Origin of the sequence: Staphylococcus sp. HMSC62A08 (assembly GCF_001839105.1) — a bacterium.
GTDB lineage: Bacteria > Bacillota > Bacilli > Staphylococcales > Staphylococcaceae > Staphylococcus > Staphylococcus caprae.
Genome location: NZ_KV840039.1, coordinates 899,234 through 911,916, shown reverse-complemented (window position 1 = coordinate 911,916; position 12,683 = coordinate 899,234). Strand labels below are relative to the sequence as shown.

The following is a 12,683-nucleotide window of genomic DNA, read 5'->3' as shown; positions in this document are numbered from 1 at the left end:
CCACTCGCTTTATGTGCAGCCTTACTACATGATTTGGGTCATGGTCCTTTCTCCCACAGTTTTGAAAAGATATTTAATACTGACCATGAAGCATTTACTCAGGCAATTATTACTGAGGACACGGAAGTCAATGAAGTGCTTAGTCGTGTTTCTGAAACATTCCCACAAGAAGTTGCGGATGTTATCAATAAAACACATGATAACAAGTTAATCATATCTATGATATCTTCTCAAATTGATGCTGATCGAATGGATTATTTACAACGTGATGCGTATTTCACAGGTGTGACGTATGGTTCATTTGATATGGAACGTATTTTAAGGTTAATGCGTCCTTCAAAAGATGAAGTATTAATTAAGGAAAGTGGCATGCATGCAGTTGAAAATTTCATTATGAGTCGTTACCAAATGTATTGGCAAATTTACTTCCATCCAGTAAGTCGCGGAGGGGAAGTGTTATTAAATAATTGCCTTAAACGTGCCAAGCAACTCTATAATGAAGGGTATCAATTTAAAATGTACCCTCAAGATTTTGTACCTTTCTTTGAAGGTACGATGACCATAGAACAATACGTTGAACTAGATGAAGCTGTTGTCTTATATTACTTGAAGAAATGGATAAATGAAGATGATGCGATTCTAAGTGATTTATCACATCGTTTTATTAATCGAGATTTATTTAAATACATTCCATTCGATGGTTCAATTATTACTATTTCAGAATTACAAGAATTATTTGAAGCGGGTGGTATTAATCCTGACTATTACTTTGTAAGTGAGGCATTTTCAGATTTACCTTACGATTATGATCGTCCTGGATCTAATCGTAAACCGATTCATTTGTTACGAAGTAATGGATCTATCACAGAAATAAGTCATCAATCTATGGTAATTAATAGTATTACTGGTATTAATCGTGAAGACCATAAATTATATTATCCTAAAGAACTGATACTTAATATAGACAATCTCGAAATTAAAGGTGCTATTATCAATTTATTAAATGAATTGAATTAAAGGTTTGCGCTTGTCGCCTCTCTTAGATAAGATTGAAATAAATATCTTTGAATAATTATGATGTAGATTGGGAGGTATCTAATTTGGCTGAGAAAAAGGGGTTTAATTTTAACATAATAAAAAATGACCCACTAGATGGACACAAAGGCACTAATATTGGCTCAATAAGTTTAGACAATATTGCGCCAGTTTTCATAGATGTAGAAAACAAGGAAGCCTTTATAGATATTGGTGGCATGCATGCCCGTGCTAAAGTTGAAAAGGGCGTAAAATGGATTAATGATAAAGAACAAGTAGAAGGTGACGAAGCGAAAGAATATTGGTTATGTTGGGTCACTACAGAACGCAGTGAACAAGGACCTTACTATGCGGGAGTCACAGCTTGTTATTTATTAGTGAATAGAAGCATACGTCGCGGCTATAAGAGTATGCCAGAACATGTGAATATGATGGATAAATCTATGAAACATCAATTTATTATCGATCAAATTGGTGATGAAAATAAACAAATCTTGAAAGAGTTCTTAAAGAGCCATAATGAAGACATGTGGAATAACTCTAGCGACGAATTATATCAAGCATTTGAATAAGTATTATAAAATTTAATATTTTGATGATGACGATATCAGAATATAATTTAGAGGCTGGGACATAATTAATTGTCTCAGCCTTCTTAACATATTGGCAGTAGATGTCTGAATTGAAAGTGCGCTTAAATTAAGCTTCTCTCAGTCCTAGCCATCCTTGCCGGCGGGGCCCCAACATAGAGAATTTCTTAAAAAGAAATTCTGCAAACAATGCAAGTTGGTAGTGGGACAACGAAAATAATTTAGCTAAATTATATTTCTGTCCAGCTCCCTTTATATTGTATAGTTTGTTATTATTTCACACTGCCAATTCCGTTAAGTTCTTCGCTATAAGGTTGCGTTAATTCGTTACAAGAAATAACTTTTCCCTCTTCGTTAAATACAAATTCTGCATAAACTTCTACTTTCCCTTTGAAACCATCTTTCTTCTCAACATTGACATCATAGCGTAAGAAAATCGTATTTTGAGATTCATCTATAAGCATGGTTTTAAATTCATTAATGGAAAGACGAGCCACAACCTCTTTGAGTTTCTTAAGGTGATCTGTAAATTCATTAATATCCGACGTGTGATGATCTGTCGTTTGAATATAAGAAGGGGCAAAGTACATATTAATTTTCTCAACATCAAGATTGATTAAAATATCGTTATAAAGTTTTTCAATGGTCAATTTTAAACTTTCTCGGTTCATTTTAATCTCCTTTGTAAACGAGTTATTCGAGTTCATCGCCAATACTGTACTTTTCAAATAAGATTTTAACAATTTCATTATGAATCATATGAAAAGGTCTTTCAAATCTTTCGGCAACTTGTTTCACGTCTTCATATTCGGGCTTCATTTTCAAAATCTTACCCTCTCGCAATGCGAATTTCACAGAAATCTTCCCATATTTGGTAGCAATTTCTCTAAAAGTTCGATCTAATATATTTCTACGAACCGCGTAACTGCGAACTCCGAGTGAAGATGTCTCTTGTAAGACTAGCGTTTCAAACTCAAGTGCAGTGTTTGGTTTACAAATTACTGTCAAATGTGTACTAGGGCGTCCTTTCTTCATAAATATCGGGGTGTAATAAGTATCTAGAGCGCCTCGTTCTAATGTCGTATCCATGAAATGTCCTAATGATTCCGGTGTCATATCATCAATTTGGCATTCGATAACCTGCACTTCATCTTGATTTTTTGATTGCGTCTCAAATTGAATGACTCTTAACACGTTAGGGAAATCAAAGTCTTTACTCCCTGCACCATACCCAATTTCTTTCATCGTAGCAGAAGGGAATGCGCCGAAAGATGACACTAAACTTTTCGCAAAGGCTGCACCAGTGGGAGTAGTTAACTCACTTTGGACATCAAACGTTGCAAGTGGTATCCCTTTAAGAATTTCGGCAGTCGCTGGTGCTGGTACAGGATACACCCCATGTGCGATATTGATTTTGCCGTTGCCTGTAGGAATTGGTGAACAATATAATTCATCAATGTCTAATGATTCTAATGCGATACATCCGCCTATAATATCGATGATAGAGTCCATCGCGCCAACTTCATGAAAGTGTACATCTTCAAATGACATGCCATGAATTTTAGCTTCTGCATGTCCAATCACTTCAAATATTCGCTTGCTTCTGGCTTTGACCCGAGGCAATAATGTGCTGTCGTCAATCATTTTCAAGATATCTGATGCGTGGCGATGATGATGTGGTTCATCGAAATCAATGTTTAATGTCATTGCATGAATGCCTTGCTTCATCTTCTTCTGAAAATGAAGTTCAAAATGATCTAGCGGTAAAGTCTTAAGTTCGCTTTCAATTTCATGGGGGTCAGCGCCTAAGTCGACTAAAGCTGACAACAACATGTCACCGGCAATGCCTGCATGACAATCTAAATAAATTGCATTTGTCATATAGATGCTCCATTCTAGTTATTTTCAATCATTTTCACTATCATTCCAGCGTTATAACCTCCACCAAAGCCATTATCAATATTGAGCACACTTGTACCAGGCGCACATGAATTAATCATGGAGAGCAGGGTAGTGACGCCATCTAAATTTGCACCATAACCAACACTTGTAGGGACAGCATAGACGGGGTGATTGACAAGTCCTCCTACAACGCTTGCTAAGGCGCCTTCCATTCTCGCAATGACTACGGATACCTTACCTTGGCGTATTTCATGAATATGATTGAATAATCGATGAATACCAGACACGCCAACGTCGTAAAAGCGTTTAACTTGGATTCCCATTACTTCTGCAGTTAAAGCAGCTTCTTCGGCTACTGCTAAATCAGAAGTACCGGCACAAAGGACAGAAATATAATTTTGAGATTTATTAATTTCTTCTATCGGCGTACAAACGATATTGGCTGTTGCGTGATATTGAAGATAAGGGTGCTGTTTGAGTACAAATTTAGCCTTTGTTTCATCAATACGTGTAACTAAAATCACATGATCGTGTTGCGTGAGACTTTCAATAATTTGATGAATTTGTTCTTTAGTTTTACCTTCACCGAAAATGACTTCGGGAAAGCCTTGTCGTTGTGCTCGATGTAAATCAATTTTAGCAAAGCCCAATTCGTCATAATGACTGAGTTGGGCTTTAGCTTCGTCTATAGAAATTTGATTTGATTTTACACCTTCGAGCAATGCTTCAATAGAATGTTCATGATTACTCATTATGTGTATACATCCTTATACTAAATTTGTTGCTTTCGTATCAATAACTTCGTTCATACTACCTGTTCTGTAACCTTCTAAATCTACAGTGACATAGTCAAAACCTAATTCTTTTAAACGTAAAGTGATCTTGTCTTTATTTTTTAAGATTGTAGCTAAATCATCTTCAACCACTTCGATACGAGCGATATTATGATGGTAGCGTACACGCACATGATTAATTCCTAATTGTAAAATATATTTCTCTGCTTCGTTGACTTTATTTACTTTAGCAAAGCTTAATGCTTCACCGTATGGAATTCTTGAAGCTAAACTACATAGTGCAGGTTTATTCCATACAGGTAAATCATGTTGTTTACTTAATTCTCTAATTTCTGATTTATAAAGATGGGCTTCTTGAAGCACACTACGAACACCGAATTCGTCTCTAGCTTTTAAACCAGGGCGGAAATCTTCGAGGTCGTCCATAATCATGCCATCAAGTACATAATTAAAGCCTAACGCTTCTTTGATTTCATCAAGCTTGCCGTATAGCAGACGTTTACTGAAATACCAACTGTCGGGCGTGTTCTTAACGATATTATCGTCTTCAAGTTCAGCCATTTCAGTTTCTAATACATCTACACCTAGGCTTCGGCCCAATTCAATTGCTTGATTGAATTCTTCATTTCTGAAAAGTTCTGATTTCACAACTACAGGTTTGACATGTTCAGCACCTAAAACATCTATAGCTTTTTTGAGCACTAAACTACTATCTACACCACCTGAAAAGGCAATAACCACACTTCGCATTTCTTTAAGTAAGTGATTTAATTTCATTTCTTTATTCATTAATTCAGTCATTCTCATCATCCTCATCATCCTCCCAAATTATTCTTCATTCTCAACATATGGAATAGTTAATGGACCTTGTGGCATAACGCCGATTGATAATTTACGTCCATATTGTTCTTCTAATTCTTGTAGCGTTTGTTCGATATTTGAAGTTGGATTTAACATTGAATCTTTCAATTGTTGATCTGTTAATTGTGAGTATACGTACACATTAGCGAATGTTTGGATGCTCGCTTGTTTCTGAACTTGCCATTGGTCCATTTCTTTAAAGTTTGGATCATGGATGAGGTCCAGAATCCCTTGTGGGGTGTCGGCCATTTTAAAGATTTCAGCGAATTTACCATGATCAGGGAAGCCATCAGCACATTCGGAAACCATGATAATGTTGCCGCCTTCTTTAACAACTTTACTTGCAGCACTCATCCCTTTAACAGTTTGATACAAGTTTTGGTCTAAAGGATAACCCGAATTAGAAGCGATAACGACATCAAATCGATGGTCGCATTTGAACATCGCGTGTTCTTTAACATAAGCACAGCCTTCTTTGTGTGCTTCAAATACTTCCCCAGCGAATGCAGCTGTAATTTCTTTGTTCTTATTTAAAGCAACATTCAACATAAAATCAGGTTTGCACATACGGTTCACTTCTCTAGCCATATCCTGTACGGGGTTATTTTCTAAATTGCCCCATGTAGAACGTGGGTCTCCAATCATTTTGGCGTTATGAAATGTTTGAATCGTCTCTAAACCAGCGATACCCGGCATGATTCCTTTAGGTCCGCCTGAGAAACCTGCAAAGAAATGAGGTTCTATGAAACCAGTGACGATTTTGAAGTCTGATTCAACATAATCTTTATTTAAATACGCATCACAACCATACTTACTCTCCCCAACTTTGATAAGACGCTCTGCTTCAGTGCAGTGGTTATGAACAATTTTAACTGTATCTACAATGTCTTCACCTAACATTTGAATTAATTCATCACGTGTTTGGTCACGATGTGTTCCTGTACCATTAATAATTACGAAATTTTCTCTTGGTACATGATTTAATTCCTCAATTAGTAAAGGCACAAGAATATGATTGGGCGTAGGACGCGTGATGTCACTAATGACTATTGATACGATGTCATCACTTTTAACCATTTCTTTTAAAGGCTTTGAATTGGTTGGATGCTTCAAAACGTCTTTGATAGCTGTTTCATAGTCTTCAATAGCGTCGATATTTTGAGGTTCGATGATTGTACTGTCATCTGGTACATTTACCTCAATTTCAGATTTTCCATACAACACTTCTGTCTTCACATATATCCCTCCATTTATCAAAAAATCACTACCACAAAGTCTTATAAACCCTTAATAATACAACATAACACGATTATTATATTTAAATTGTAGCATAATTTTTAGAATATTTTAATTTATGAAAAAGTGATTGTAAGTATAGTTATTTTAGTTTCGATGAGATTATTTAAATGGTGAAAGAATAGCACCATTATCGAGGAGATACGCGTGGAAATGAATTCTTGATGTATTTTTGAAAAAGAAATAATGAAAGATAAACATGTTTTATTTCTTTTCTATTTTAAATATTTTTACAAATACGTAAAATTGAAGATTAAAAAAGGCTATATACATTAAATTTTAATTTATGTATAATTAACACAAATAATAAATGTGATGATTTATTATTTGAAATAACAAGATTCTCTTTTAGAACTATAATTTAGATCAACGAGAGTAACTCTAAAGGTATGGAATTTGAGTCGTTCCATACCTTTTCTTTTAACTAAAGATAAAAAAGGGCGGTCATACTATGCAATTTAAACTAAAAGAAGACGATATTTTAGATTTCTTAGAATTAAACTTTCCAGATCAAACTTTTGAAAAAGGGCGTTTATTGGTAGGACAAAATAAAAAAGAACCTTTGGATGTTTATTATTTAGGGAAAGATTTTTTTGCAGTGTTAACTGTAGCTTTTAATACATTTGAGTACATTAAAGCTGAACCATTAGATTATAGTCTCGTTAAAGAGATTAGATTGAAAGATGGTTTAGTATATAGAAAAATGATTATTGAGACAGAAGAAATCGCATTTCAATATGGAACTTCAAAAGCATTATTAAGTGATTTCCAAAGTGAAAATTATAATCGCTTTATTCAAGGTGAAAAATCTCGAGTGATTTTTAAAGATGGGAACTTCGTTTAATAACAACGGATAGCTTTTGAAAAAGTCTCGAAAATATCTCGCGACTTTTATATTATTTTCTAATCGTTTTGAACAATTTAAAAATATAGTGATATAATGTATGGAGATGTACAACAAAATTTATGAAATATGAGGTATTAAGGTGGAAAATTATATATTCATCATTGCAGCAACTGTATTCGGCATCATATATTTCAAAAAGTATCGTTATATTTTGAAAAAGTATAACGTAGATATCGTTGATATTGAGTTTAAGTGATAAATTGAAGTAATTAACGACATAAAATCGTGTTCATATCTTTATGGTATGAGCACGTTTTTTTAATTTTCAACAGTAAAAAGGTAACTTGGGAATCACAGTGAGAGCTCTACAAGCTATAGTGTTTTTGTGCTATAATTATTTGTATTATTTGAAAGATTAAGGTGAGTAGTAAATTGGATAAAAACATTAAGATTCAAACGAAACAAGTTTTGAAACAAAATGATGAGAAACAAAAATTTGAGTTTACTACAGAAGGTGCTTGGCAAAAACGGAGAGCAGAATTTATTCGATACGAAGAAAAAATTGAAGAAGCAAAAGTCAATGTTACAATTAAAATTGAAGATAATGGCGTTAAGTTAATTCGTAAAGGCGACATAAATATGAATTTACATTTCGTCGAAGGGGAAGAAACAACTACATTATATGATATACCTGCAGGACGGATTCCCTTAACTGTAAAAACATTGAGTATTTTACATTTTGTTACTCCAGATGGTGGGAAATTAAAAATTCATTATGAGTTATATCAAAACGAGGAAAAAATGGGTTCTTATCAATATGAATTAAATTATAAGGAGATAAGCAAATGAATATTATCGATCAAGTAAAACAGACATTAATTGAAGAAATTGAAGCTAGTATCAAAAAAGCTGGATTAGCTGAAGATATTCCAGAAATTAAAATTGAAATACCTAAAGACACTAAAAATGGAGATTATTCATCTAATATTGCGATGGTATTAACTAAAATCGCCAAACGTAACCCACGTGAAATTGCACAAGCTATTGTTGATCATCTTGATACAAGTAAAGCACATGTGAAAGAAGTAGACATTGCAGGTCCAGGTTTTATTAACTTTTATCTAGATAACCAATATTTAACAGAAGTTATTCCAGAAGCCATTCATAAAGGTGACAAATTTGGTTATGCAGATGAACCAAAAAATAAGAATATCCTATTAGAATATGTGTCTGCTAATCCGACAGGTGATTTACATATTGGACATGCAAGAAATGCTGCTGTAGGCGATTCTTTAGCGAATATTTTAATTGCAGCAGGATATAATGTCACTCGCGAATATTACATTAACGATGCAGGTAATCAAATTACAAATTTAGCGCGTTCAATTGAAACACGTTATTTCGAAGCTTTAGGTGATACAAGTCATGAAATGCCTGAAGATGGATATAACGGTAAAGATATTATTGAAATTGGTAAGGACTTAGCAGATAAACATCCTGAAATCAAAGATTATTCTGATGAAGAACGTCTTAAAACATTTAGACAATTAGGTGTCGATTATGAAATGGACAAATTGAAGAAAGACTTAGCGGCTTTCAATGTACATTTCGATAACTGGTTTAGTGAGACTTCTCTATATGAAAATGGCGCAATCGACAATACGTTAGCTAAAATGAAAGAATTAGGTTATACGTATGAAGCAGATGGCGCAACTTGGTTACGTACAAGCGACTTTAAAGATGATAAAGACCGTGTATTAATTAAAAAAGATGGTAACTACACATACTTTACTCCAGATACGGCATATCACTATAACAAGATTAATCGTGGAAATGATATCTTAATCGACTTAATGGGTGCGGACCACCATGGTTATATTAATCGTCTGAAAGCAAGTCTTGAAACATTTGGCGTAGATAGTAATCGTCTTGAAATTCAAATTATGCAGATGGTTCGTTTAATGCAAAATGGTGAAGAAGTTAAAATGAGTAAACGTACAGGTAATGCAATTACTTTACGTGAAATTATGGATGAAGTAGGAATAGATGCAGCACGTTATTTCTTAACTATGCGTAGTCCAGATTCTCATTTTGATTTTGACTTAGAACTAGCTAAAGAACAATCGCAAGATAATCCGATTTATTACGCACAATACGCACATGCACGTATTTGTTCTATCTTAAAACAAGCGAAAGAGCAAGGTGTAGAGATCACAACGGATGCGGATTTCACTACAATTACAAATGAAAAGGCCATTGAATTATTGAAAAAAGTGGCTGAGTTTGAAACTACAATCGAGAGTGCAGCAGAACACCGTGCACCTCATCGTTTAACAAACTATATTCAAGATTTAGCCTCAGCGTTCCATAAATTCTATAATGCTGAGAAAGTTTTAACTGATGATGCTGAGAAAACAAAAGCACATGTAGCAATGATTGAAGCAGTACGTATTACGTTGCATAATGCTTTAACACTTGTAGGTGTTACAGCACCAGAATCAATGTAATTGATTAAACATTTTCAACTAAATAATTAGACAACTGCCCTCATAAATAACTATTTATGAGGGTATTGTTATGTGTAGAATTGGAGTGATAACATGCTTTCGACTGAGGAATTATATCAGAAACTTTATAACAATATGGGTGCGCAACGTTGGTGGCCAGCTGAGAGTCCTATTGAGATGATGCTAGGGGCAATACTCGTGCAAAATACGAATTGGAAGAATGCTGATATGGCTCTGACGCGTCTTTATGAAGAAACACAATTTGATGGTAAGAAGATATTGCAAATGCCGCTCGAACAATTACAACAAACGATTCGTTCAAGTGGTTTCTATAAAAATAAAGGTAAAGCGATTCATGCCTTGATGGATTGGTTGAACCAACATCACTTTGATTATGAATCAATTGAGCAACATTACGGTGAAAATTTGAGAAAAGAATTATTAAAAATTCGAGGTATCGGCAGTGAAACGGCTGATGTCTTACTAGTATATATATTTAATGGCATCGAATTTATTCCAGATAGTTACACGCGACGGATTTATGCCAAATTAGGCTACGCGGAGACTGAAACATACGATAAGTTTAAGAAAGTGATTCAATTACCTTCCAATTTTACGAATCAAGATGCCAATGAATTTCACGCGTTACTCGATAATTTTGGAAAGAATTACTTTAATGGTAAGGGAGAACATCGTTATACCTTTTTGGATTCATTCTTTGAAAATTAAGTATTGACCCTTACGTAACGTCATACCTCATACTTTATTTCAGGAGGTGAAGAAATGAAAACGTATTTTAGTCCTAAGGAGCTATGTGATATTACTGGAGTAAGTTTACGTACACTTCATTATTATCATGAGAAAGGATTATTAATTCCAGATCAAATTGGTGACAATGGCTATCGCTATTATAGTGTGGAAGATATTGCAAAGTTGCAACATATCTTATTTCTTAGAGAATTAGACTTAACGTTGAGTCAAATCAAGGATTACTTTTCTAAAGATACTCAATTTAAAAATGAAGTGCTCCGTGAGAATTACGATTATATCGTTATGAAGAGGGACAAACTAAATACAATTATTCAACAATTGAAATATCATTTTGACTCCGATAAGAATGAAGAAATTAAGGTGACGAATATGAAGGAATTTGATTTAAATGCATAATATGAAAATGAAGCAGCGCTTAAGTATGGAGATACAAAATATTATCAAGCTTATAAGGAGCAACACGAAAGCATGAATGAAGCTGAAAAGGAAAGTAATGAAGAGGTAGTAAATAATCAATTAAATACATTTTTTGATGAAATGAATCAATTATATCAAGAAAAAGTGACAGCGCATGAAGCAAGTCCAAAAATTGAAAAATTAAAAATGATTCTTCAATCACAAGTGCCTAACTGTGATAGTCAATTTTTGAGTTATATGGCACAAACATATGTTGAAGATGAGAGATTTGCTAAAAATATTAATAAAAATCGTCATGGAGGATTGAACCAATATATCGCTGATGCAATCCATGAATATATCGCGAATTAAAGATATAAAATTCATTTTAAGCACTTCCGTTAATGGAGGTGCTTTTTATATTTAATAATTCTTATTAATAAAATTAACTTTAATTTCTAATATTGATTTAATTTTAAATTGATTAATATTATAATGTTTTTGTAGCTTCAAAAATTTTACATATATAAATAAGGAGGATGGGCAATTGCTCCACTCTTACAAGCTTTATTGGCAGAATTATTTTAATTTTAAAGGCCGAACAAGAAGGCAAGATTTTTGGTGGCCGATGCTCTTTAACTTTATTATCATAAGTTTGACTGATTCGGTTGATTCGGCAATTTATCATTATTACCCCCATCTTGTTCTAGGATTAAGTGATATTATATCTGTTGTATTTACAATTGGGACGTTCTCTTTATCTGTAAGAAGATTCCATGATATAGGTAAAGATTTAACTTTTCCAATTTTTTATATGATAATGGCTGTTATTCCTATAGGATTTCGTATCGTTTTATTTCAATATTTTCAACACTTTAATAATTATTATGATGATAACATTGGCAACATTGTAGAAATTATATTTACCGCTAGTATAGACTTTGTTATATTGATGTTTCTTGTGCTGCTTATGTTTATATATATCATAGCCATGATAGTAATGGGTGTATTTGCCATTATATTTTGTATACGAGATAGTGAAGAGGGGACTAATAAATATGGACCTTACCCCAAAAATGATGATAAATACAATTCAAATGTGAAGGAGGTTAACAAAGATCGAATCATATAAGCTATTTTGGCAGAACTATTTTAAATTAGAAGGACGTTCAAGACGTCGAGATTTCTGGTGGCCATTTTTGATTAACACAATACTTAGTGGAATTATTGGCATAATCATTTTCAGTTTGAGTCGTCTATTTCCACATAGTGATATGATTTACAATATCATTGAGGTAATGATAAACCTAGTAATACTTATTGGAACGTATACAGCTGCAGTTAGACGTTTCCATGATATAGGTAAATCAATGGTCATTCCATGTATCTTTTTAGTCATTAGTTTATTAGGTATTTACAATAATTTATTTAGTAATAATCAAACTTCTCAATTATCTCTACAAACGCAAAATCAAGTGTTAAATGGCATTTTAAGTGTCGTTGCAATGATATTATCGTTATTTATAATTGTAATTTGTATTATGAGTCTTGTGTATAGTGTGAGAGACAGTCAAAAAGGCACAAATCAATATGGCTCAAACCCTAAAGGTGAATAATAAAAATTAAGAGGTCGGCACATAATTAATTGTCTCAGCCTTCTCTAACATATTGGCAGTAGATGTCT

The 12,683-nt window shown here is 33.5% G+C and carries 13 protein-coding genes and 1 pseudogene; 9 read left to right on the top strand and 5 right to left on the bottom strand.

Annotated elements, in window-relative coordinates; genetic code table 11:
- Both HMPREF3264_RS10350 and HMPREF3264_RS10345 read left to right on the top strand, forming a co-directional pair.
- Positions 1–1,017: HD domain-containing protein (locus tag HMPREF3264_RS10350; RefSeq protein ID WP_256323979.1), on the top strand; the 1,017-nt coding region annotated here is incomplete at its 5' end.
- Positions 1,018–1,100: 83 nt separating this feature from the next.
- Entirely contained in the window at positions 1,101–1,607 is a 507-nt protein-coding gene (locus HMPREF3264_RS10345) for a YwhD family protein (RefSeq protein WP_070832817.1), read from the top strand.
- 290 nt (positions 1,608–1,897) lie between these two features.
- Here HMPREF3264_RS10345 and HMPREF3264_RS10340 read toward each other — a convergent pair whose 3' ends face one another.
- From HMPREF3264_RS10340 to larA, 5 genes are read right to left on the bottom strand one after another with little or no spacing between them, the layout of a single operon-like run.
- A complete protein-coding gene (locus HMPREF3264_RS10340; RefSeq protein WP_070873262.1) occupies positions 1,898–2,296 on the bottom strand; it encodes a hypothetical protein in 399 nt (132 codons plus the stop codon).
- A 22-nt stretch (positions 2,297–2,318) separates the two neighbouring features.
- Entirely contained in the window at positions 2,319–3,506 is a 1,188-nt protein-coding gene (gene larC, locus HMPREF3264_RS10335) for a nickel pincer cofactor biosynthesis protein LarC (RefSeq protein WP_070873261.1), read from the bottom strand.
- A 14-nt stretch (positions 3,507–3,520) separates the two neighbouring features.
- Positions 3,521–4,279, bottom strand: coding sequence for a nickel pincer cofactor biosynthesis protein LarB (gene larB / locus HMPREF3264_RS10330; protein WP_070873260.1), 759 nt, complete (start codon positions 4,277–4,279; stop codon positions 3,521–3,523).
- 15 nt (positions 4,280–4,294) lie between these two features.
- The gene (gene larE / locus HMPREF3264_RS10325) at positions 4,295–5,122 is read right to left on the bottom strand and encodes an ATP-dependent sacrificial sulfur transferase LarE (RefSeq protein ID WP_070873283.1); all 828 of its coding nucleotides are present in this window, start codon (positions 5,120–5,122) and stop codon (positions 4,295–4,297) included.
- 27 nt (positions 5,123–5,149) lie between these two features.
- The gene (gene larA / locus HMPREF3264_RS10320; RefSeq protein ID WP_070873259.1) at positions 5,150–6,418 is read right to left on the bottom strand and encodes a nickel-dependent lactate racemase; all 1,269 of its coding nucleotides are present in this window, start codon (positions 6,416–6,418) and stop codon (positions 5,150–5,152) included.
- 511 nt (positions 6,419–6,929) lie between these two features.
- Between larA and HMPREF3264_RS10315 the strand changes: the two genes are divergently transcribed.
- From HMPREF3264_RS10315 to HMPREF3264_RS10285, 7 genes and pseudogenes are all read left to right on the top strand, one after another.
- A complete protein-coding gene (locus HMPREF3264_RS10315) occupies positions 6,930–7,322 on the top strand; it encodes a hypothetical protein (protein ID WP_070873258.1) in 393 nt (130 codons plus the stop codon).
- A 435-nt stretch (positions 7,323–7,757) separates the two neighbouring features.
- A complete protein-coding gene (locus HMPREF3264_RS10310; RefSeq protein WP_070832841.1) occupies positions 7,758–8,174 on the top strand; it encodes a YwiB family protein in 417 nt (138 codons plus the stop codon).
- Entirely contained in the window at positions 8,171–9,832 is a 1,662-nt protein-coding gene (argS, locus tag HMPREF3264_RS10305) for an arginine--tRNA ligase (RefSeq protein ID WP_070873257.1), read from the top strand. The genes HMPREF3264_RS10310 and argS overlap by 4 nt, the downstream gene beginning before the upstream one ends.
- A gap of 93 nt (positions 9,833–9,925) precedes the next feature.
- Positions 9,926–10,561 (top strand): endonuclease III domain-containing protein, encoded by a 636-nt coding sequence (locus HMPREF3264_RS10300; RefSeq protein ID WP_070873256.1) that lies wholly within the window; start codon positions 9,926–9,928, stop codon positions 10,559–10,561.
- Between the two features lie 54 nt (positions 10,562–10,615).
- Positions 10,616–11,371: pseudogene (locus HMPREF3264_RS10295) on the top strand (MerR family transcriptional regulator).
- 175 nt (positions 11,372–11,546) lie between these two features.
- On the top strand, positions 11,547–12,131 hold the full coding sequence (locus HMPREF3264_RS10290; RefSeq protein WP_070873255.1) for a DUF805 domain-containing protein: 585 nt from the start codon (positions 11,547–11,549) through the stop codon (positions 12,129–12,131).
- A 67-nt stretch (positions 12,132–12,198) separates the two neighbouring features.
- Positions 12,199–12,615 (top strand): DUF805 domain-containing protein, encoded by a 417-nt coding sequence (locus HMPREF3264_RS10285; RefSeq protein ID WP_256323978.1) that lies wholly within the window; start codon positions 12,199–12,201, stop codon positions 12,613–12,615.
- The last annotated feature ends 68 nt before the right edge of the window (positions 12,616–12,683 follow it).